General features: G+C 52.8%; 15 protein-coding genes. 4 read left to right on the top strand and 11 right to left on the bottom strand.

Annotated features, from left to right (window positions below; all coding sequences use genetic code 11):
* Window positions 1-999 precede the first annotated feature (999 nt).
* From FUA23_RS20030 to FUA23_RS20045, 4 genes are all read left to right on the top strand, one after another.
* Entirely contained in the window at window positions 1,000-1,605 is a 606-nt protein-coding gene (locus FUA23_RS20030) for a superoxide dismutase (protein ID WP_147932558.1), read from the top strand.
* Window positions 1,606-1,779: 174 nt separating this feature from the next.
* Complete coding sequence (locus FUA23_RS20035) at window positions 1,780-2,991, top strand: serine hydrolase domain-containing protein (protein ID WP_147932559.1); 1,212 nt, start codon at window positions 1,780-1,782, stop codon at window positions 2,989-2,991.
* 7 nt (window positions 2,992-2,998) lie between these two features.
* A complete protein-coding gene (locus FUA23_RS20040; protein WP_147932560.1) occupies window positions 2,999-3,985 on the top strand; it encodes a tocopherol cyclase family protein in 987 nt (328 codons plus the stop codon).
* A gap of 170 nt (window positions 3,986-4,155) precedes the next feature.
* A complete protein-coding gene (locus tag FUA23_RS20045) occupies window positions 4,156-4,905 on the top strand; it encodes a T9SS type A sorting domain-containing protein (protein WP_147932561.1) in 750 nt (249 codons plus the stop codon).
* A 130-nt stretch (window positions 4,906-5,035) separates the two neighbouring features.
* On the opposite strand, the gene FUA23_RS20050 is transcribed toward FUA23_RS20045, so the two are convergent.
* The 11 genes from FUA23_RS20050 to FUA23_RS20100 all read right to left on the bottom strand — a co-directional run bounded on the left by FUA23_RS20050 (window position 5,036) and on the right by FUA23_RS20100 (window position 21,297).
* Window positions 5,036-5,563, bottom strand: coding sequence for a DUF4442 domain-containing protein (locus tag FUA23_RS20050; RefSeq protein WP_147932562.1), 528 nt, complete (start codon window positions 5,561-5,563; stop codon window positions 5,036-5,038).
* Between the two features lie 181 nt (window positions 5,564-5,744).
* Entirely contained in the window at window positions 5,745-8,420 is a 2,676-nt protein-coding gene (gene mutS, locus FUA23_RS20055; protein ID WP_147932563.1) for a DNA mismatch repair protein MutS, read from the bottom strand.
* A 116-nt stretch (window positions 8,421-8,536) separates the two neighbouring features.
* Complete coding sequence (locus tag FUA23_RS20060; RefSeq protein ID WP_187271146.1) at window positions 8,537-9,280, bottom strand: M48 family metallopeptidase; 744 nt, start codon at window positions 9,278-9,280, stop codon at window positions 8,537-8,539.
* Window positions 9,273-12,347, bottom strand: coding sequence for a type I restriction endonuclease subunit R (locus FUA23_RS20065; RefSeq protein ID WP_147932565.1), 3,075 nt, complete (start codon window positions 12,345-12,347; stop codon window positions 9,273-9,275). The genes FUA23_RS20060 and FUA23_RS20065 overlap by 8 nt, the downstream gene beginning before the upstream one ends.
* A gap of 65 nt (window positions 12,348-12,412) precedes the next feature.
* The gene (locus FUA23_RS20070) at window positions 12,413-12,850 is read right to left on the bottom strand and encodes a hypothetical protein (protein WP_147932566.1); all 438 of its coding nucleotides are present in this window, start codon (window positions 12,848-12,850) and stop codon (window positions 12,413-12,415) included.
* A complete protein-coding gene (locus tag FUA23_RS20075; RefSeq protein WP_147932567.1) occupies window positions 12,850-13,269 on the bottom strand; it encodes a helix-turn-helix domain-containing protein in 420 nt (139 codons plus the stop codon). The genes FUA23_RS20070 and FUA23_RS20075 overlap by 1 nt, the downstream gene beginning before the upstream one ends.
* Window positions 13,266-13,691 (bottom strand): hypothetical protein, encoded by a 426-nt coding sequence (locus tag FUA23_RS20080; RefSeq protein ID WP_147932568.1) that lies wholly within the window; start codon window positions 13,689-13,691, stop codon window positions 13,266-13,268. The genes FUA23_RS20075 and FUA23_RS20080 overlap by 4 nt, the downstream gene beginning before the upstream one ends.
* A gap of 121 nt (window positions 13,692-13,812) precedes the next feature.
* On the bottom strand, window positions 13,813-15,039 hold the full coding sequence (locus FUA23_RS20085) for an McrC family protein (RefSeq protein ID WP_187271147.1): 1,227 nt from the start codon (window positions 15,037-15,039) through the stop codon (window positions 13,813-13,815).
* Window positions 15,036-17,528, bottom strand: a complete 2,493-nt coding sequence (locus FUA23_RS20090) for an McrB family protein (RefSeq protein ID WP_147932570.1) — start codon at window positions 17,526-17,528, stop codon at window positions 15,036-15,038. Before FUA23_RS20090 ends, FUA23_RS20085 begins: the two co-directional genes overlap by 4 nt.
* A gap of 20 nt (window positions 17,529-17,548) precedes the next feature.
* Window positions 17,549-18,775, bottom strand: a complete 1,227-nt coding sequence (locus tag FUA23_RS20095; protein WP_147932571.1) for a restriction endonuclease subunit S — start codon at window positions 18,773-18,775, stop codon at window positions 17,549-17,551.
* Window positions 18,769-21,297: a type I restriction-modification system subunit M gene (locus FUA23_RS20100; protein WP_147932572.1), complete on the bottom strand. Its 2,529-nt coding sequence runs from the start codon at window positions 21,295-21,297 to the stop codon at window positions 18,769-18,771. The genes FUA23_RS20095 and FUA23_RS20100 overlap by 7 nt, the downstream gene beginning before the upstream one ends.
* Between the last annotated feature and the right edge of the window lie 934 nt (window positions 21,298-22,231).

Genomic DNA, 22,231 nt, shown 5'->3' on the forward strand with positions numbered 1-22,231 from the left:
TTGAAGCCTAAAATGGAAAAACTCGCTTCGGCGTTGGTCGGGTTGTTTCCTGGCTTGTCAGTCCGTCGAAGTGTTTGGTGCTGACCCTGAGGCTTCGGGAACGCTCAGACAGTTTCCATTTTTTAACGGCTTCAAAAACTGCATTCCACTGCCGGTGCCAAGGCCGAAGCCGGAGTGTCGGAGCTCTGTGCTTTGCTCTCAATTACGAAAGTTGGAGCATTGAAGTAAAGCTTTGCCCGGCCACCTTCACTTCTGGTGAACAGCAGGGATTAGCGACTTACGGTCGCATAATTTTCCTGTTGGATTCAGTCGGAGTAGAACTTATCTACCGATGCCTTCGACTATTTTCATTGCGCAGCTACTTCGGCCTTGGCCCCGGCCACTAATGCGGTTGCTGGTGGCCGTTAAGAAAAGCAAGTTGTATGAGCCAACACAGAGTTGCTGCATTTCCGAAAGGCTATTATACCCGACGGTCACAAGACTTCGAAGGGCAAGTTTGATGGTGAGTTTTTGCTTTTTAGGCCAGCAGTGACCGTATTAGTGATTAGCCGGAGACACAGCCCGAGGGGTTTGCTTCTTTGCCCCGTCACCTCGCAGAAGACGCGCAGCGAAAGAAGGCTACCGGCAGGCATGTTAGACGAGATATGACGCTGTTGCCACCCTGCAAGATTTGCTAGGGCGCAAACCAGGTTGTCGCTCAACCCCCTCCCAGCCTCCCCACACCGCTGCGCTGGGGAGGAGCAATCGCGACAATCTGGTTTGCGCCCATTTGCTAAGCACGGAAGTTAAGTCATCTCACTGCCTACAAACTGTAGCGGACCATTGTTTTGAGGAAGCGGCGCATCAGTGCTAAATTAACCTTCTTTGCACCTGCGCCCGCGCCCAAAAAACTAGAGGCCATAAAAACTCTACTCGCCAATAAAACCACAGCCCCGATTCAACGTTATATCGGGACTAAGCCAGCTGAACACTGGCCTACCCATCAAAATAATACGATACATGTACGAATTACCCAAGCTCCCCTACGACTACGACGCCCTCGAACCACACATTGACGCGCGGACTATGGAGATCCACCATACCAAACACCACAACGGTTACACCACCAAATTCAATGCTGCCATTGACGGCACTGACCTCGCTGACGCGAAGCTGGAAGACATCCTGGCCGATGTGTCTAAGCACAGCACCGCGGTACGCAACAACGGTGGTGGCTTTTACAACCACAGCCTGTTCTGGAAAGTGATGAGCCCTAATGGTGGCGGCAAGCCATCAGGCGACCTCGCCAACGCCATTGCAGAAGACCTTGGTGGCTTCGATGCCTTCAAGGATGCTTTCGCGGCTGCCGCAGGCAGCCGTTTCGGTTCCGGATGGGCCTGGCTCGTTGTCGCCGAAAACGGTCACCTCGCCGTTACCTCCACCCCTAACCAGGACAACCCACTCATGGACGTTGCCGACGTACAGGGAACCCCCATCCTCGGCCTCGACGTTTGGGAGCACGCCTACTACCTCAACTACCAGAACCGTCGCCCTGACTACATCGAGGCTTTCTTCTCTGTAGTTAACTGGGACGAAGTAGAGAAGCGTTACAACGACGCTAAGTAAACTTCTTCGGACATTCCAACGGTCCGGCTTTCATTTAGCTGACCCGGATGATGTCGCTTCGGATGCGCGAACGGTTTTGTTACCGTTCGCGCATTTTTTTGGGCACAAATGGTAAAAGTGCTATGCCGACAAGAAAGACAAATCGTCCACTATGCTAATGTTATCTTCCCGGTTATGAAGACATACCAAAAAATCCTCTTGGCCTTCGTTGTCCTCCTCGTGGTGGCAGGTGCGTACTACTACCCCAAATTGGAACGAGTGAACAAGGTGATGCACTTTTTCGACAAAGACATCATCGTCGAGAACTTCCGGACGACCAATCAGACAATTACCATCAAGGAGGTTAAAGCTTCCGCTCCTGCCCCTTTCCCTAAGCGCGATGCCGCCTTCCCGCTTCCTTCAAGTTTCAGTTACGCCGGGCTGACCATGGACGTTTCGTCCTTTCTTGATTCCACTTACACTACTGGTTTTCTGATCCTTCAGAACGACACCATCGTTCACGAAGAATACCTGCGCGGACATACCGCCGGGACGCCGCAGATCGTGTGGTCGGTCTCTAAGTCATTCCTTTCTGCCCTCTTTGGCATTGCCCTGGCTGAGGGCGACATAACCAGCATTGAACAAACGGTAGATGAATACTGCCCGGAACTGTCAGGCTCAGGATACGAGGGCGTTCGAATTAAAGATGTGCTCCAGATGTCGTCCGGGGTGGCATTCAACGAAGACTACGGTGATTTTTGGTCTGACATCAACCGCTGGGGACGGGGCTTTGCCTGGGGAACCAGCCAGGATGACTTTGCCGCAAGCCTGGTGCGGGAGAAAGCGCCCGGTACTTTCAATCATTACGTCAGCATCAACACCCACGTATTAGGGATGGTGCTGGTAAAAGCTACGGGAAAAGGCGTTACTGAATACGCCCAGGAAAAACTCTGGACTCCCCTCGGGATGGAGCACGACTCCTACTGGCTGACCGACGACACCGGGATGGAGATGGCCCTGGGGGGCCTGAACACGACCGTACGCAATTGCGCCAGGCTTGGCAGCCTCTACGAACACAAAGGCAACTGGCGGGGTAAACAGGTGGTAACAGCAGAGTGGGTAACAGCTTCCGTTACGCCCGATGCCCCGCACCTGCAGCCGGGAGAGCGCACAAATTCATCCCACAGCCTCGGGTACGGCTACCAATGGTGGGTCCCTGCCGGAGATGAGGGAGAGTTTCTCGCTATCGGAGTCTACAACCAGTTCATTTATGTTAACCCGACCACCCATACGGTCATTGTGAAGCATTCGGCCAACCCCTACTACACTACCGGGAGCCCCCTGGCCACGACGGAGATGTTCCTGGCGCTTTGCCGGGAAACAGTAAAAGCAATCCGGACCAAGTAACAGCGTTATGAAAGACTTTCTTCTTCGCCGTAAGTCGACCTTCGACCCTCCCCGTTTTCAGGGCTGGGGCCGGACCCGCGATTATTTCGAAGGGTGGTACTTCAAAGTTGTTGTTCCGGAACAAAACCTGGCTTACGCCTTCATCCCCGGCATCAGTTACGGAGCCGACGGCACGGGGCACTCCTTCCTGCAGGTACTCGACGGGGTCGCGTCCACCTCCGTTTATCACCGGTACGGGGTGGATGACTTCCTTCCTGCAACCGAGCATTTCTCCCTGAAGCTCGGCCCTCACTTTTTCGCAGAAGACAGACTTATCATTGATTTGCCGGGCTTGCAAGTCGATCTTCATTTCGACGAAGTAAAGCCGTGGCCCAAGCGTTTCCTCGCTCCCGGCGTGATGGGTTGGTACAGTTTCGTGCCCCGCATGCAGTGCTACCACGGGCTGGTGAGTTTGCACCATAAATTGCGGGGAACCATCACCGTTGGCGGGCTTGCCCACAATGCGGCGGGAGGCATCGGCTATACCGAAAAAGACTGGGGCAGCGGCTTCCCCAACGCGTGGATATGGTGCCAGAGCAACCACCTTTCGGGTACGGACCAGCCCGCCAGCCTGATGGCCAGCGTTGCGAGTATTCCCTGGCTTGGCTCATCGTTCCGGGGTTTCCTGGCAACTTTCCTTTTCGAAGGTGAGCTTCACCTGTTTACGACCTGGGCGGGGTCGCAGGTGCAAACAACGTTCGACAGAGCGTTGAGTACGGTAAAGGTTCACTTCAGCAGCCTGGAGGCTCAGCTCATCATCACCGGCCACCCCTCGGAGGGTGGCGACCTGGCCAGCCCGATCACCGGGGCTGCGATGACCGGTAAGATAAACGAGAGTATCCGCTCGGAGCTGGAAGTAGAGTTTTGGCAACATGAGCACCTCGTGTATGCCGGCCGGGCAAGCTGGGCCGGTCTGGAAGTCAGCACCGAGGCGGAGCACCTTCTCAAAGACTAGTGGGCTAGCCAGTAGTGCCTTGTCAAAAAGGAGAAGACCGATAGCCGCATTGCCGCTCCAAAAACCGACCCGGCACCTGCGGTCGCGCCTGAAAAGAATGACGGGCAAAAAAGCCCACTACAACCAACGGACCTCGTTTCCTGCTACGTCTGACCTGGTAAATCCCATTTATGCTTACCCGAACACTACTCGTGATTTTCACCCTGCTTTTCAGTTCCGTCTATCTCGCTGCCTGTTCGTGCGAAAACATTCATACCCCGCTGGAAGAAATGATTTGCAGAGCGGATACCACCGGAGGCCTTGTTCTGGAACTGGAGATGACCATCAGGATAGGGAACAACCAGGAAGCCCGGTTCAACATTGAGGAGGTCCACGTTGGAAGTACCGACCTCCGGGAGATCAACCTGACGGCCCTCACCTCCTGCGCCTGGTATATGGGAGAAGAAGACCGGCCGGGTAAACGATACCTTTACTTTACGAATAATGACTGGCTCGACGGGAACAACGGAGAGCTCTTCACCTGCGCGCTCAGCAGCAATATCTACCGGATGAACCACCGTGGCACTACGGTGGAGTACCCGGTAGAGATGAACGGCAGAAACGATCACCTTGCCTACCGGAATTTCTCATCAGCACTCGCCGGTTGCTCTTCCGACGTAGCAGAAAACCGACTCAAAAACCTTTACCTGACCAATAACCCCGGCCCCGGCCTCCTGCAAATATTCAACCGTGGGAATCCACTCCCCTCCATCAGCAGCATAGACGTTTATAACGCCGCCGGGCAATTGATGCAGCACAGCATACCCGGGCACAGCGAACGGTCCGTTCCGATTGAATTACGGAGCGTTCCTGCCGGAGTCTATTTGATTGTAGTCAGAGACGGGCGCTTCCTGAAGAGCTTACGGTACGTGAAGCGGTAGCGACCTGGATCGACAGCTATTTTTTCAGGGGAATACATTCATACCGGCATGAACAGTTTACGTGGTCAAATTGCGCAGGATAGAGGAGAAATGCCCCCCCCGGAAGGTGTACTGGCGAATGAGCCAGGGTTTATTTCTTCCTGCGGGCGGCCCGTTTCTCCCGGTAGTAATCTTTATCGGCAACATAGACGGTCTTGCGCACTTCGCAGAAGACCTTGCTTCCGGTCTTGTCGGTCAAACGGGTCACTTTAACGATGTCAATTTCCCGTTCGCTGGCAATGCGGGCTTTGATTTCGGCCAACTCCTCTTCGGTGTAAGTAAACTCGGCATACAGGTCTTCCCTTGCGGGGATTCTGAACGATATTTCAGCGGATTTGTCCCATACTACATAGTTCTCATCCAGCAGATTGATGAGTTGAACCATGGGAATGGGATCTACGGCAGAGAACATGCTCCCCCCGAAGATGGACCCAACGTAATTGCTGTTTTTATAGCTCAGCGGCAAGCGGATTTTCACCTTCAGCATATCCCCGGTCACCTTGGTAATACGGGCCGTGCTGCGGCGGTACATCGGGGAGAGGTTGAAACCGTGCTTAAAAAGAAAGGCCTTACCGAAATACCTGGTGCCGGTTTTAGCCAAAGATTGGTAGAAAGACATGGAGCAAAGGTACGCTGGCAACGGTAAATTTTCCCGGCCGCCTTCACCTCCGGTGAACAGCGGGGAGGAGCAACCTAGGGTCGTGGGCGGGAGTCGCCAGGCCAACTTTTATCCGGCTTCGCCAGGCTAAAAGAATTGGACTGGCGACCCGGCTATCCGCCGGAGGCGGAGGTGGCCGGGGCTATTCGAGGAGCCCCAGCATTTCCTGCAGTTTCATCATGCACTCGATCGGTGTCATGTTGTTGATGTTGACTTCTTCGAGGGCGGCTTTTATTTTGCCCGCCGTAGGATCTACGGTTTCGAAGATCGAGAGTTGGGGAGCGGGCTGGGTAAAGGTATTCGCAGCGACTGGCTTCACGGCTGGTCCCTGCCCGTTACCGTTGTCTGCACCTGCGACCGCGCCTACTGCATCCTGTTCGATGTGCTGAGACTCCAGCTGGGCCAGAATGTCCGTTGCCCGCCGCACGATCTCGCGCGGCATACCGGCCATTTGCGCTACGTGGATACCGAAACTGTGGTTGGAGCCGCCCGGCATCAGTTTGCGCAGGAAGATGATTTTATTGCCGTGCTCCTTGATGGAAACGTGGTAGTTTTTGATACGTTCCAGTCGGTCGCCCAGTTCGTTGAGTTCGTGGTAGTGGGTGGCGAAAAGCGTCTTGGGCTTCGTTTTACCGTTGCTGTGCAGGTATTCGGCGATGGCCCAGGCTATACTGATGCCATCGAAGGTACTTGTTCCCCGGCCGATTTCATCGAGCAGAATGAGTGATCGGTCGGTGATGTTGTTCATGATGCTCGCCGTCTCGTTCATTTCCACCATGAAGGTCGATTCGCCGGAGCTGATGTTATCGGAGGCACCAACGCGGGTAAACACCCGGTCGATGAGGCCAAGCCGAACGCGCTCGGCGGGCACAAAGCTGCCCATCTGCGCCATCAGGCAGATGAGGGCGGTTTGCCGCAGCAGAGCCGACTTACCACTCATGTTGGGGCCGGTGATCATGATGATTTGCTGTCCTTCGGGATCAAGGGAAACATCGTTGGGGACGTACGCCTCGCCCACCGCCAGCTGCTTTTCGATAACGGGGTGACGCCCCTGAACGATCTCGATATCCTTGCTGTCGTCGAGCACTGGTTCCACGTAGCGGTTGCGGTTGGCCAGCTTGGCGAAACTGAGCAGGCAATCGAGCTGACCAACGAGCGCAGCATTGTGCTGCACCGGGCTGATGTATTGCTGCAACCAGATCACCAACTCTTCGTACAGCTCTTCTTCGCGCTGCAGAATTTTATCCTCGGCGTTGAGGATTTTATCCTCCAGCACTTTGAGTTCTTCGGTGATGTAGCGTTCGGCGTTGGTGAGGGTCTGCTTGCGCGTCCATTCCTCCGGAGCCTGGTTTTTGTATTTATTCGTAACCTCGAGATAGTAGCCGAAGACGTTGTTGAAACCGATCTTCAGGCTACTGATACCGGTGCGTTCGGCTTCCCGTTGCTGGATGCCGGCGAGCATGGCTTTGCCGTTGCGCGTGATGTCGCGCAGCTCGTCGAGATCAGGGTCGTAGCCGTCGGCGATGACGCCGCCTTTGTTCAGGTTTACGGCGGGAGACTCCATGAGCTGGCGGTTTATTTCGCCGCATACGGCGGGTAGCGGATCCAGCTTGTCGGAAATATCTTTGAGCACCGGGTTATCGGTACCGGCCAATAGTTCTTTGATCGGTTCGAGGGCACAGAGGGCATCGGAAAGCGACCGGATTTCGCGGGGGTTCACCTTGCCCAGCGGAACCTTGGAAATGAGTCGTTCGAGGTCACCGATTTTGCGGAGGTGCTCATCGAGGTCCTGCAGTAAAACTGCGTTTTCCACGAAGGAGCGCACCACAGCATGGCGGCTCTCGATGGCCTTTTGGTCGAGCAGTGGCAGCACGACCCATTTGCGCAGCAGCCGCCCGCCCATGGGCGTGACGGTATGATCCATTACTTGCACCAGCGGCACGCCGTTGTCGTGCGGTGAGTGGAGTAATTCGAGGTTACGGATAGTGAAGCGATCGAGCCACACGTAGCGGTCGTTGGCCAGCCGGTTGATGCGGGTAACGTGCTGAAGGTTCTTGTTTTCGGTTGTTTCGAGGTAATGCATGATTGCCCCGGCGGCAATCTGACCCAGCTCCATTTTATCGACACCAAAACCTTTGAGGCTTACGGCGTTGAACTGGCGGAGGAGTTTTTCCTGGGTATAATCTGTGGTGAAAATCCACTCGTCGCGCGGCGTGATGTAGAACCGGTCGCCGAAGATGTTGAGGAACTCTTTTTTGCGGCCTTTATTGACGACGATTTCCTTGGGCTGGAAGCTTTGCAACAGTTTGTCGACATAATCAGACGGGCCTTCGGCGCAGAGAAATTCCCCGGTAGAGATATCGAGCAGGCTCAGGCCGAAGTGGTCTTTCTTCCCTCCGGCAAAAGCGACACAGGCGAGGTAGTTGTTGGATTTATGGTCGAGCAGTTTATCGTTTACGGCGAGGCCGGGCGTAACGATCTCGGTGACGCCGCGCTTAACGATTTTCTTCTCCTTCGATGGCTTTTCGAGCTGTTCACAGATGGCGACGCGGTGGCCAGCCTTAACGAGGCGCGGCAGGTACATATCCAGGCTGTGGTAAGGGAAACCGGCCAGTTCTACGTCAGACCCTCCGTTGTTGCGGCTGGTTTGGATGATCCCCAGGGTTTGGGCCGCCTTGACGGCGTCTTCGCCGAAAGTCTCATAAAAGTCTCCGACGCGAAAGAGGAGCAGTGCATCCGGGTGCTTAGCCTTCACCTGGGCGTACTGAGCCATAAGAGGAGTTACCTTTTTTGAGCCTTTTTTCTTTGCCTTTGCCATAGGGGGCGAAGATAGTCAAGAGTCATACAATCATCAGGCCGCTTTGACAACTATATAGGGCAATCGCGCGAGAAACCCGGCAGAGTAACGGTCTCACGTCGAACCTTAAAGCGTCTCTATTTCCTGACGATACTCCCCTGGGAGTATAAATCAGGCAGACCAGGAAAACCATTATTCAAAGTCTCTCGTAAATTTCTCCAGGCAGGAAGGTGCTGTGTCATGAGCGCTTGAAAGCGAGCGGTATGGCTGCGCTCTTCAAAGTGGAGCAATTCATGTAAAAGGATGTAGCTAAGACAAGCTTTTGAATGCTTCGCCAATTCAAGATTTAGCCAGATCCGTCTGGCATCTACATTACAACTTCCCCATTTGGTGTACATCATTTTAATGCGGTACTCATCTGCACGCAAGCCTGTTTTTGCCTCCCACTCTTTGGATAGCCTAGGGATTTCATTGGTTAATTCTTTCCGATAGAATTTATGTATTACTCGCTGCCGGCCCGCCCGATCTGTACCGTCCCGAATGGACATTTCCAGCCAATCCCCTGAAAGGCTTACCGTGTGTCTTCCGGCTGTTCTTTTCAAACGAATTCGATATTGCTTACCCCACAGGAAAACACTTTCGCCCTCTGTGTATTGTTGGGGAGGCTTACGGGGCTGCTTTGCCATTTCCCTTTTTTTTCGCCGGATCCAACCCAGGCGTGACACCACAAAAAGGTGCACTTTGTCAGCCTTGGTTGCTGTTGGTACCACTGCACGAACATCCCCGTCGGGAGGGTGTACACTGAGGTGCAAGTGCTTCACATCCTTGTATTCGATCTCTACCGGAATTCCCGCAATGTGCTTTGTTTCCGGATTATTCATCAGCATTCGCTTTAACCAGTTCCATAATTTTTTTCAGATCGTAGTCCGTGCCCCTTAGCTGTTTTTGGACTGCCCTAACGACGGCCCGCTCTTTCATTGGACTGTCCAGCCAACCGTCTTTTGCACTATACTTAACGGCGCTATCCATCGCCAGGCTTAATTCCAGATCTTTGCCCAAGTTGTCATAAAGCGCTTTCTGACGTGGCGTACGCAAGGAGGTTGGATAGTTCTGAACTTTAGTTTGTCCTCGCATTTCCAAAGTAAGGGCAGCTACCCGGGCCAGATAGTCTTCGTATTCGATAGCCCGGTCTGCCCGCAGCCGGATGATTTCTTCCAATAATTCTGACATCCGGGCGAAAAACTCCGGATTAGTCGCACGCTTTTCAACGATTTCATCGCGGACGTTGGCGTTGATGGTTTCAGCGACATTGTCTTCGCTTTCCCGAATGCTATCCGGTAATTCTTTAACAGCCTCGGTAATTCCCCGCTTAACGATTAATTCAATCAGAGAGAAATCCTCTAGTTCAGAAATTTTCCGGCTGTGTTCTGCTACAATATACATGTCGATGAGGCGTCGCATTTTGGCTTCATACATCTTCATATCAATGCGATCGTTGCTACGTAGTTGAACGCTTTCCCGGAGTTTTTCAAAGTGTCCGGCTCGTCTTTTTATCGAGACGGTTCGGGAAACGGAGAAACCAGCCTTGTCCATGTCGTTGGCCAGGGCAGCGTACGCGCGTGATAGCTCGGCGGTCAGCTTGTACAAAACTTTACGGCGTTGCTCGAGCTCTTCCAGGTCTTTAGTCTGATCGCTTTCCCGCCCACAAAAATAGTCCAGTTGTGGTTCCATTAACTGGCTGCCAATGGGCTCAATTAGTGCTTCACAGGCATCTAGAGCATCCATCAATCGTTCGCGGCCTTCGGCGATGCGGTCTTTGATCAGGCCGGCGACGTCTTCTTCATCGTAGCTGTCGAAGGCTTCGCTGGTATAGTCCGTGATGGATTTTTCCAGGCTTTTGAACAGGTCTTTGTAGTCAACAATATAACCGTAATCCTTGCCTTCGCCATCCAGTCGGTTAACCCGGCAGATAGCCTGAAACAAGCCATGGTCCCGCATGCTCTTGTCAATGTAGAGGTAGGTGGCGGAGGGCGCGTCAAAACCCGTGAGTAGTTTATCTACCACGATGAGCAGCTTCATTCGACCGGGCTCCTCAATAAAGTTTTTCTTTGCCTCTCGCTCGAAGGTTTCGGCGTCTTTGTCGCCGAGCATTTTTCGATAGATGTCGTATTTGAGCAGTTCTTCGGTGGCACCTTCACCGCTATCTTCCTTGCTCACTTTTCCTGCGGCAGGTGTGTAAGAAGTGACGATGGCACAATGGTTGCCCAGGGAGGTTTCCTGAAACAACTGGTAATAGCGACAGGCTTCGTACACAGACCCCGCTACAAGCATGGCGTTACCCTGGCCTGTCTCCAAACGGGTCTGTTTGGAAAAATCCATTTCGATGTCCATCACGATCTGGTCCAGCCGACTCTTACTACTCAGCACCTTTTGCATTGTGCCCCACTTCTGTTTGATCTGGTGGCGGGCAATGTCGTTAAGCCCGGATGTATTCGCTTCAAACCAGTCATCTACACCGGCTTGGTTACTGATGCGCTGGTTGATGTCGCGAGCCTCGTAGCGAAGATCCAAGACGACCCCGTCTTCAACAGCTTCATTGAACTTGTAGGGCTTACCGATGTAAGAGCCGAAGACCTCGATGCTCCTTTTTTTGTCTTTAGCCATCAGCGGAGTGCCGGTGAAGCCGACGAAAACGGCATCCGGTAAAACGACCTCCTTCATCGCTTCGTTGAGCTTACCCGATTGCGTGCGATGACATTCATCGACGAAGACAAAAACATTGCCTTTGGCCCGGAAGCCCTTGGGTAAGGCTGCGCGTAGTTCTTTGGCGTAGTCTTCCTCCGATACTTCTTTCCCGCCAGCCAGCTGGGTACCGAATTTATGGACCAAAGAACAGATCAACGGCGGCTGATGCTCGTTGAGCAACTTCAATAAGTCTGCCCCGCTGGTGGCCCGGCGAATATCATCACCAGCCTGATCAAATACCCGGACGATCTGCTTGTCCAGTTCATCCCGATCCGTAATAATCACAACTCTGGAGTCCGTGATGTTTTCTTTGATCCAGCGGGCAAGCCAGACCATAGTCAGGCTCTTACCACTGCCCTGGGTGTGCCAGACGATGCCGCCCTTTCCTGGCTCCTCATCCAAACCCTGCACCCGCGTCCGCGCCGCCTGAATACCGAAAAACTGGTGGGGTCTGCACACTTTCTTGACGCCTCCGTCAAAAAGGACGAAGTTCTTCACGATCTCATGAAAGCGCTCGCGATTGAGCAGTTGTGCGATCTCCCGGCGCAGTAACACGGGCTCATCAGACGGTACTTCGTCTTTCCATTTCAGGTAATATTTTTCCGGCGTCAAGGTCGTGCCATAGCGCAGGCCCTGACTCTCGTTAGCAGCAATCAGCAGTTGACTGGTGTGGAAGAAAGAGCGGATGTACATCTCTTTCTGGTTGCCGTACAACTGGCGAATGCCGTCGGCTACGCTTACGGAAGTCCGCTTAAGTTCAATTATCCCTAAAGCGATACCATTTATATACAACACGATATCCGGCCGCTTTTTATTTACTTCTCCCTGCACGGTTACTTCCTCGGCGCAGTAGAAGTCATTACGGTCGTAGTGTTCCCAATCGATAAAATTAACGTCTACATCGTTTTCGCCGGCACCCGGTTTAACCTGAATACCGTAGCGCAGTGCCTTATAGACGTCCTTGTTTACCGGGTATAAATCACGGCTTTGATCGTTGACTAGTCGCAGCAATTCATCGGTAGCGGCACTCGCTATCGCTGGCTCGTAGCCCCGTTTGGCGAGATACTGCTCCAGATACTTTCGCTCTAAGCAGTGATTGTTGTGACGATGATGCCAATCGCCCTCATACTTCCAACCCAATTCCAGGTTGAGTTGATTGATGACGCGATCCTGTGTTTTCTTTTCTCGGTCGGTGATTTGCATTATGCGGGTTTCTTCAAAGTGGTGACCGGCAAGATAAGGAATGGGGCGGGTATTCAGGGACTTCCCTAGCCTTCCTCCACAGACTTCAAAGGAAAGGCGTTGTTGAGAAGCTCAAGCGGGTTCATGATTGGCATAAACACATTTTTCCCCAAAATGGCAACCGTCCGGGCGTACATCAGCCCTCTGATGGTGCCCAGAGATACGCCGATGAGTGTGGCCAGAAGGTGGCGATCTTCCAAAGAGGCCTGCTGAGGATGCTGTTCTGCTATGCCTTCTACTTCAAAACAATGACTAACGACTATTGAAGCAAATGGCCTTCGGTCTTCGTTATCTTCCTGAACGGCGCTGGCTCTGATCGTTAAGTCCAGCTGTCCTTTTTGGGGATACTTGATGTTCACATCAACATCCCAACCGAGTAAAAACTGCTGACTCGGCTGCTCAAGGATAGGATTAGAGACGGACAGCCCCTTCTCCTGGATTTCAATAAGCTTGTAAGTAATCATCAGGCAGATTCATTAAAGGTGAAGGTCGATTTTTTCGACACCTGAATGATACGATCGGAAGTGGTTGGCCCACCAGACTCCAGCCTTACTTTTTGCGGAGCAGCCCGATAAACCGCCTGCATCATCGGCACCTCCCCTTTCGCCTGTTTAATGGCTGCATCAAGTTGCTTGAATTGCAACTGAGGAACTTTCTCAATGGCCAGCAGAAGCGTCACCATTTTAGAGAGCTTGTGGTCAAAGTCACCATTGAGAATTTGAGAAACGTAGCCCTTGCTTACCCCTAATTTATCGGCGAAGGCCGTACGGGTCATGCCCGTTTCCGACAGGTAATGGCTGATCTCCCGAAACAACTCCAGCTGGATTTTGGTGGTCCAGTAAACCTCCTCGCGCATTCTTTCTTCCAGTGATTGAGTGATCATTCTTCTTCTAGTTCGCCCCGGAGATAGGCGGCTTTGAAGGCCGCTTTGATCTCCCGGAATTTAGTAATGTTTTTACGCTGCTCTTTGTCTTTTTTCTTGAATTCTCCCATTACCACGATGTTGTTATCAGGAGGAATCAAGAAAAAGTAAACCCGGATTTGATTCTTCCTTAGCTCGTACTCGCGCCAATCATCTTCGGCCGGAACGCCCTTCAGCTCTTTGAGGGCGTTTCGCGGCAGCTGCCGGCCGTGCGCAATCTCTTCGAAAAGAACGGACAGTTTGACCAAATCGCTTCGTTTACCACTCTTTTCCATGCGGGCGGTAAAGTCTACAAAAGGAGCCGATCCATCGATCTCAAGCCAACACACCTCAACGCTTGCCGTAACGGGCAATTCCATCTTATTAAGCGCAAAAGTAGGCATGTTGTTTAGTTTAAGCTAAACTTGCGTGATAAAATTGCAAGTTTGTGGCCGCGAAACAGGGTTCTCAATCAAAATAAGATAAATTTTAGATCAACTTTAGTATTTAGGAGTCTTTTTGTTTTCACAGCCATTCCTGAATGGTGGCGGCAAGGCTTTGCATCCAGCTTTTAACGCTCCCGCTCTCCATCCTTGCCCATAGTAAGTCTGCTTTAGCCTGACTTTGTACGAAAGTTCCGCATATCTGCTTTGGGAAAGGGGTATTGGACGGATAAAGCAAGGCCACCCGCTCAACCCTAAAATGCCCCGCATAAGTAAACAACTGCTGCAGATCCGACGGCGAAGGGCGGTCATTTTTCGGTCGCTTCCATTTGGCGTCGAGAATGGCGACCGGGGTTTCACTCTCATAAATTATAATGTCCGGAATCAGGATAGCCTTTCTGTCTCCCTCCCAGTATCTACCACCCGTTATCTTGCCGGAGGCCCGGTAATTGCCGGGCAGGTAGCGCCGCAAACCCTGCAGCAAAAAGCCCTCCCACAGCGCGTTCATGTTGAACAGCAGGGCAAGTACGTCCTGCCGGCCGGCCCGCAAATCCGGATGGTAATTGAGCAGCAGCAGGCGGGCAATCTGGATACCCGGCCGGTAAACCTCCGTACGCCGATCGTAGCGCAGCCGCAGAAACGTCTCCTCCGTGACTGGCTGCTGATCGGGCAGCTCGGGGAAGCGCATCACCAATTCCGACAGGCGGTTGCGCAGACCGGCAGAACTTGCCAACCGCAAGGCCAGCCGCAGGGCCTGGCCGAGAATTCGGTTGAGCGGACGGTCATAATTATAAACCTGGTCACGCACGTAAAAACGCTCTTTGTGCACGAGGTTTTCGGTCAGGTGGCGGGTGAGTTCCAGCTTACCGCGCAGCGCCGTCCGGTTACCCGTTCGCTGGCGGTAGGCTTTGGCCAGGCCACCACGCAGCAGTACTTCCAGCTCATTGGCGTAAAGCAAAAGATAGTGTTCCAGGATGCTGTTTGGGCGCGTGCGCAGGTGCGAAGAGGTGGGGTGAAGAGCAGTGACGGAGGGAACGACGCCCAGCATATCCAGCAAACGATTCCGCCATACGTCGGCTTCTTCCCTGTCATCGTCCAGCTTAGGTAAGACTTCAATGGTGAGCTCGCCGACGCGCAGGACACCGACGTAGCTTTTGAACTTTATCCCCCGGTGGATCAGGTCGTAGTACTTATGCCCACCCCGTGCATGAAAAGCCGTGAGCGATTTGAGTTCTCCGGCGGAGATATTATCTCTTCTGCCGCCAACCCTCAGCCGCCGGTGCTCGTAAGTGACGATCGGTGGCCTCACGATAAGCCGAGTTGACGGAGGGCCGCTTCCAGTTCAACCTCCGTTTCCGGTGCGGGGAAACGGTAACTTTTGTACTCTCCGGCGTAGTCGTCCACTTCGTCATCGGCGGTGGCGAAGTCGGTCGTTTCGGTGGGCTCCACGGCACAAAAGCCTTTGCCCACTACCAACTGCATCTGCCCGTAATGGGCGAAGAAGTATTCCCGCAAGAGCGGAATGATGCGGTCGTTGAAGGCGGAGGCCAGGTCTTTCCAGTCGTTCACCCGCAGGAAATAGCTGTGCCCCAGCAGGTGGTCGGCATCCTTGAGGGCTTTGATACGGCGGTTGATCATTGCCAGCAACTCCGCCATATACACCTCCAGTTCTCCCACTTTGATCCGGCCGCTGGTGGGGTGTGCCCGCGCGATCACCTCGGGATCGGGGCCCACCTCCCGAAAGGTGAACCGCCGCCGCAGCGCCGCATCCAGCGCCTCTACGCTCCGGTCGGCCGTGTTCATCGTGCCAATGATGTAGAGGTTGGGTGGTACGCCGAACTCTTCGCGGCTGTAGGGAAGGGTCACTTTCAGTTCTTCTTTCGCGCCCAGGCGTTTGTCGGGCTCCAGCAGCGTAATCAGCTCGCCCAAAATGGCGGAGACGTTGCCGCGGTTGATCTCGTCGATGATGAGGACGTGGGCAGGGACAGCGTCAAAATCAAGCTCATTTAAGTCAAGTTCACTTATGATATCTGCCTTTTCATCAATAGATGAATCTTCTTCCTTCTGAGCTGTTTCAACGGGGGGAACAAAGTCTTGCACGGCTTTCCAGGCAGCAAAATATGCGGAGTAATTCGCCCCGCCAATCGCCTCGGGTATAAACTTATTAATGTTACTTATCTCCCCCTTTTCCTTAATCTTATTGTTCAGCTTTATCAACCGCTGCCGTGACACTGTATGTTTAGTCTCTCCGTCTTTGCCATGGTAAATCCACATGCTTTTCTTCTCCGAAAGCTCTCGAACATAGACTTTCTTTCCTTTCCAGGTTTTCAATTCAACCGGCTCCTCTTCCGCTAGACTTACTTGAGCCATTTTAACGAAGGCATCATACTTTTCCGCAAAATTGAGGGCTGTTTTTTCCTCTTCTGCCTCTGACACCTCAACAGCAGAATAGATAGCAGTAGTAGTGGCATCCCTAAAGATACCCCGTTTTATTTCGTATTTTATTTCGCCAGCTTCTTCTTCCGGATCTTTATTTATTATTGGCTTCAACCCCTCCACAAAATCCTCATAACTCAAGCTCTGGTGGAAGGTCGTAAAGGCAATTCGCCGTACTTCCTTCAGGCGGCGGAACTCCTGGTGCAGGGCTTGTCTGTCCCCGAAACCGGTAAAGTCTGGATTTGCTATCCGCACCGCCATTTCGATAGTGGCGTAGGTTTTACCGGTACCGGGTGGGCCGTAGAGAATTTGGTTGAGGGGATGACTGGGCATGGAAACATGATTTTTGAGAACAGGTGTTGGGGGCGATGCCGCAGGACCGTAGCTTTCGTAGGCAGTGACCAGGTTAGGGACCATTTCCCATTCATAATATTTCCCTTTCTGTTCTCCATTGAAAAGCATAGACCAGTAGCAGGTGGTGCCGTCTTTTCTGATGATGTACTCGAAGGGGGCATTAAGGGATTGTTCAATACGTTGAGCCAGGCGGGACACAGCTCCGTTGACGCGTATCGTTTGACTATCATCTGCTGCAACCCCTCGGATCATCCCGTCTACCGCCCAGGTTGTGTTTTGGTAGCCGGGCGAATGATAAAAAGCATTGATGATGCTTAAATCATACGAATGGAAAACACCCTTGTCATTAAGAAACTTTTCCCATTGAGCGGTCGTCAATGCTCCAGGTGCTGATTCCAGCCCCGGGCGTTCAGTACTGAACTTCGATTGGCGAAGGGTATAGCTTTTCTCAAATTTTTTGGTGTCTTCTGGGCCTAATCGATCAGCTTCAAAGTCAGAATTTTTGGATTTTATTTGTTTGATAACCGCATCAACCCTGGGTATAAATAGTTGTAAGTCAGCGTATAGATCTAACAACAATTCATCGGTGGAAGTATATCTCTTTTCTCTTCCCTTTATTACTGTAGACGCAATTTTTCGTTCGGAAGAGTTTGTCTTGGCTCTTTCCCACAAAGCCCCATCGGACTCACTTAGACTATCGTTTAATTCCAGAACCAGTTCGTTTTGCCGATCATCTGGTTGCCGTGTTTGTTTTAGTTCGATTTTGTACTCTAATCCGTCCTGTTTCTTGACAAACCATACATCGATCGGATCGTTGGCACTCCCGGGATACCCCGATTTGATCTTCCAGAAAGTAGTCCCGAAGTAGCTGTAATTTCTGGTTCCGATAAAGCGATCCGTTTCCGCGCCTTTACTAGGTCTTAAACGCATTGAAAAGTACCAACCTTCAGCTTTTTGCCACTCAACGAGTTGGTTGTAGACAACCTCTTCGAATTCATCATATGTCATATCGTACGAGTTTTACGTGTCTACACCAACCTCACCGCCCCCGTCAACAACTCCCCCATCATCCCCGCCTTCACCTTCGCCAGCTTCGCCCGCCGCGCACGCAATGCCGACAACTCCGCATCCAGATCGGAAAGGACCCGGGCGATGGCGCGTTGCTCACTTAGCGGTGGTATTGGAATTGGAATACCTGAGATTTCTCCCAAATTTATTTTCTTCGGAATCGCATTCATTAGCGACCTTGCTTCAAGTGCAGCTATAAAAATGCTTGATTTAGAAAAAGTATAAACCCATTTTGCAGTTATTTCATCTGCAAAACGTAGCAACGCTAAACTTACATAAATGGCAGCCGGTGTATCCCAGTCAACTAATGCCGTCTCACCTAATGTTCCTATTCTTGTGAGCAATACATCATTACGTCGTGTCTTGGAATAATTCGCCATAGCGTCAAATGCATCCTCTGAAATGAATTTTGTGTTGGTAAAATCCATGCTTGTCACGTTTTCTACACTCACAAACGTTACACCTGATTCAACATATTTTGGAGTTTGATGCGTACCGTCCCCAATCAATTCGCAAAGTTTTCCGAGACTAGACACTCCCCACTCCCCCTCAAACCCTTCCAACCTAATCTCCCCCGACAACAACCCCTCCATCATCCCCCGCTTAAAGGCCTCCTTCTTACCGATCAGCGCATCCAGCGCCGACAGCAGCGCGTCCGTGTCCGACAGGGCCCGGGCGATGGCGCGTTGCTCGCGGAGGGTGGGGAGGGGGATTGGCGTACTACTAATAACTTTAAGCCCAAGGTTTTTTATCGTTGTCCCTGTTAGATTGTCATTAAAAGATTGTTGAATAATCTTGCTGGCAAGACAAAAGGCCATGTATTTTCTATCAACGCTAGATTTGAAGTTAAGGTAAGCTGCACTCTTCCCCAAAAGAATTTTTTCCCCTTCGTAAAGTGCAATATTGCCAATTGTACCGTTAATTGACATCAACACGGAACTGGCATTTAATTCAATCTTATGTAAGTCATATTGAGTATCGTCAACTCGCTTTGTATTGTCGTAGATAAATATTCTTCCGTCCTTAAGGTTGTTACCATTTATAAAGGAATAGCTCCCAGATGAATCGTACATCGGTGTAGAATGAAGTCCATCTCCAACTCTAGTTGTAACGCTCCCAATCTCCACCACCTCCCAATCCTCCGGAATCACCCCCACCTCCGTCTGCTTATATCCATCCCTTACCATGTCAGTCCCATTTTAGCGAGGTGAGCGTTGACGGTGGCGGAGAGCTGCTCGACTTCGGTTTCGAGCTCGCTGAGTGGGCGGTCGTAGCGGGTGGCGAGTTCGCCCAGGCGGCGGTTGAGGGCCTGGCCCACGGCGGTTGTTTCGGCGCTGATGCGGCCCTGCAGGGCGGCGTACCATTTATGGTTCACCACCAGGTCCTGCACCAGCTCGGGGGTGAGGGTGTCGTAGCGGGCGTAGGTGCGCTTGCGGGTGTCGGCCTCGAGAGCCTTGGCGGCTTTGCTGAATTTTCCGCGCTGTTCTTCGTAGTTGGCGTAGTCGTTGAGGGCGCGGAGTTCTTCCTGCTCTTCGGGGTCGCGGCTGCCCTTCAGGGCTTTGCGGCGGGCGTTCAGGTCGCCCTTCGTGATCTTGCCTTTATCGTTGACGACCTCGGCCAGCAGGCCGTCTTCGCCGCCTTCCTCTTCCAGCAGTTCGGCGAGGTGGGCCTCGGTGTCGGCGATCTTGTTTTCCAGGGTGGCGAGTTCTTCCACGTCGGGGCTCAGGAAGTGATCGCGCACGATCTCGGGCGGCAGCAGGGCGCAGGTAAAGTAGCCCTTGCGGACCTTCTGCTTGTCGCCGCTGCCGGTCATTTCGGGCGCCAGCTCGGCCGTCCAGCCGGAGGCGATGATGGTGTACAGGTCGTCCTGCAGGGTGGCTTCCCAGTAGTCCATCAGGTGTTGGTACACGGCGTAGGCGTCTACCAGTGGCAGGGCATCGTAGTGGGCGCGGACGCGGGTGCCGAGGTGACGGATGAAGGAGCGGGGTTTGGTGGCCTCGTCGATGCCGTTGAGGTCGGCTTCTACCGACTGGAACCAGCTATCAAAAGCCTCCGTGAGTTGGGTTTGGAAGGCCTGGAACTCTTCGTAATTTTCTACGGCGGGTTTTTCGTCGGTCAGCCGCAGGTAGCCGGGGCGCAGGTCGGTGAACAGCTCGTTCCGCATTTGGGGGAATACCCGCCAGTATTTTTCCAGCGCGTCTATATCGGCCTGGGGGATGCCGCCGCGCAGGTGTCCTTCGAGGTCCTGGCGGTCGGCTTCGTCGCGGCTGTCGAGATAGCGGGGCAGGTTGAGGTTGTAGTCGTTGGCGGCGATTTCGGCCAGGGGGACGCTGCGGCTGTAGCCGGGTTCTTCCCGTTTTTCGTTGAATACTTCGATGATGCGGTCGATGTCACGGTCGCGCAGGCGGTTTTTGGGTCCGTCTTTGCGGAAGCCTTTGCTGGCGTCTAGCAAAAACACGGCACCCGCGGCCGCGCCACCTGCAACGTCTGCCACGTCTCCCCTCTCCCCCGGAGAGGGGCCGGGGGAGAGGTTTTCCCCTGTTGCGAGGCTTTTCTCCATCACAATCAAACAAGCCGGAATCCCCGTCCCATAAAACAGGTTGGCGGGTAGGCCGATGATGCCCTTGATGACGCCGGCTTCCAGCAGTCTCCGGCGAATGTCGGCCTCGGCGTTGCCCCGGAAGAGCACGCCGTGGGGCAGGACGATGGCGGCAGTACCCCCTGTTTTCAGGCTGGCCAGAATGTGGAGCAGGAAGGCAAAATCACCGTTTTTCTGCGGCGGCATGCCGAAGTGGGTGAAGCGGTCGTAGGTGTCGCTTTCGGGCTCGAAGCCGTTGCTCCATTCCTTGACGCTGAAGGGCGGGTTGGCGACGATGACGTCGAAACGTTTGAGCATTTCCTTCCCACCGCGCACTTCGGTGAAGCGGGGATCAGAGAGAGTATTTCCCTGTTTGATCACGGCGGTGGGGCGGTCGTGCAGCCACATATTCATCACGGCCAGGCCGGTGGTGGCGATGTCTCTTTCCTGGCCGTAGATGGAGATGTCTACGGGAGCGACCTCGGCTACTTTCAGCAGCAGCGATCCGGAGCCACAGGTGGGGTCGTAGGCGGTGAAGTTGGCGCTGTCGGCCCGCTCTACGTTCAGAATGGCGGCCATGATGCGGCTGACTTCGGCGGGGGTGTAGAACTGGCCTTTGCTCTTGCCGCTCTGGGTGGCGAAGTTGCGCATCAGGTATTCGTAGGCGTCGCCCAGCAGGTCGTCGTCGCCGGCGCGGTTACCGCTGAAGTCGAGGTCATCGCTCTGAAAGATGCCGATCAGCTTGCTCAGCCGGTCGATCATCTCCTTATCCTTTCCCAGTTTTTCGGGGTCGTTGAAGTTGGCTGTGGTGATGCTGCCGCTCAGGCCATTATGGCGGGCAAAGCGGGCCACGATCTGGTTGAGGGCCTGGCCGATGCCGGTTTTGCCCTTCCAGTAGATCATGTCTTTGAAGCTGCCGCCGTAGCCTTCGGTGGCGTCGGGCTTGTCTTCGGGTGGTTCCTGGGCGGGCAGTTCGATGAGGCTGTCGGGCCGTCCGGCACGGTCGGTCACGTACTTCATGAACAGCAGCGTGAGCACGTAATCTTTGTACTGGCTGGCGTCCATCCCGCCGCGCAGCACGTCGGCAGCGGACCAGATGGAGGCGTAGAGGTCGGATTTTTTTAGGGCCATTCAGGGTATCGGGTAGGTTAAGGAGCGCAATGTAAGGAAAGTTTGGTCTCCGTCGCCGAGACTATGCATACGTACTTCTCAGTAAGGTAACCGTGCTTGTGCTGCACCTCTCGTTCTGTACCTCAGACCGCCAGACTTACAACTGAAACGTCCCGCTAACTCGCGGTGCCCATGCTTACGCCAATATATACATCCAAAAACAGCAATCTGAGATTTCAGCAAGAGTCTCTGTGTCCAAAAAATGGAACACTTTCCACTCAAAAGAACACATTAAATTTATACATGAATGTAAACGCCTAAAAACAAATAAATTAATTCCTGGCACACGATTGGTACTAATAAGGGCATACAGATTGATTTTAGCTGTCAAGCACAGCTGTGTTGTCTCCTTATAATTTTTTCTCTCATGAATTCAATGTTGTTCATCCACAGTCGTCTCTCATAAACTTTGTGTCACTTTTTAATAGCTTTCTCTCATATTTTTTGTGTTTTACAAGTGTCTCTGATGAATTTTTGTGTTGTTCTTTTTTAATAACTGTCGTATGTATTTTTTGTGTTGTCCCATTTTTAGTCGTCTCTCATTTGTAGTTATTTTTGGGTACTGGTTAGCCGATCTACTTAGTTTAGTAATCGGTTAGCCGGACCTTTTTAATACAGCTTCGCCTTTTTCAGTTCAGTTCAGTTCAGTTCTCAGATTGAAAAGTGTCTTACAGACAACTCTCAACATCTTTACGAAGCACTTACCCGGTCTCAGCTCTTGCTGTGCCGGGTATTTTTATTGTGTGAAACTCTGCAGGGCGCAGTACGCAGGTGCAGTACAGGTTTAAAAGCATGGCGGATCGGCAATTTGTCGCTCCCTGCCCTTTCCACAATTCCCTCCTTCCCCTCAGACCAACCTCCATTTAAGGGAATGACTTCCACTTAATGGAACACC

The sequence above is a fragment of the Neolewinella aurantiaca genome (genome assembly GCF_008014675.1).
Taxonomy (GTDB): domain Bacteria; phylum Bacteroidota; class Bacteroidia; order Chitinophagales; family Saprospiraceae; genus Neolewinella; species Neolewinella aurantiaca.

Bases quoted from the DNA above. Each gene is read 5' to 3' on its own strand.
- FUA23_RS20040 (WP_147932560.1), top strand. From the start codon at position 2,999: ATGAAAGACTTTCTTCTTCGCCGTAAGTCGACCTTCGACCCTCCCCGT.
- FUA23_RS20060 (WP_187271146.1), bottom strand. From the start codon at position 9,280: ATGAATAATCCGGAAACAAAGCACATTGCGGGAATTCCGGTAGAGATC.
- FUA23_RS20100 (WP_147932572.1), bottom strand. From the start codon at position 21,297: ATGGCCCTAAAAAAATCCGACCTCTACGCCTCCATCTGGTCCGCTGCC.
- FUA23_RS20065 (WP_147932565.1), bottom strand. From the start codon at position 12,347: ATGCAAATCACCGACCGAGAAAAGAAAACACAGGATCGCGTCATCAAT.
- FUA23_RS20090 (WP_147932570.1), bottom strand. From the start codon at position 17,528: ATGACATATGATGAATTCGAAGAGGTTGTCTACAACCAACTCGTTGAG.
- FUA23_RS20070 (WP_147932566.1), bottom strand. From the start codon at position 12,850: ATGATTACTTACAAGCTTATTGAAATCCAGGAGAAGGGGCTGTCCGTC.
- FUA23_RS20095 (WP_147932571.1), bottom strand. From the start codon at position 18,775: ATGGTAAGGGATGGATATAAGCAGACGGAGGTGGGGGTGATTCCGGAG.
- mutS (WP_147932563.1), bottom strand. From the start codon at position 8,420: ATGGCAAAGGCAAAGAAAAAAGGCTCAAAAAAGGTAACTCCTCTTATG.
- FUA23_RS20075 (WP_147932567.1), bottom strand. From the start codon at position 13,269: ATGATCACTCAATCACTGGAAGAAAGAATGCGCGAGGAGGTTTACTGG.
- FUA23_RS20035 (WP_147932559.1), top strand. From the start codon at position 1,780: ATGAAGACATACCAAAAAATCCTCTTGGCCTTCGTTGTCCTCCTCGTG.
- FUA23_RS20045 (WP_147932561.1), top strand. From the start codon at position 4,156: ATGCTTACCCGAACACTACTCGTGATTTTCACCCTGCTTTTCAGTTCC.
- FUA23_RS20030 (WP_147932558.1), top strand. From the start codon at position 1,000: ATGTACGAATTACCCAAGCTCCCCTACGACTACGACGCCCTCGAACCA.
- FUA23_RS20050 (WP_147932562.1), bottom strand. From the start codon at position 5,563: ATGTCTTTCTACCAATCTTTGGCTAAAACCGGCACCAGGTATTTCGGT.
- FUA23_RS20080 (WP_147932568.1), bottom strand. From the start codon at position 13,691: ATGCCTACTTTTGCGCTTAATAAGATGGAATTGCCCGTTACGGCAAGC.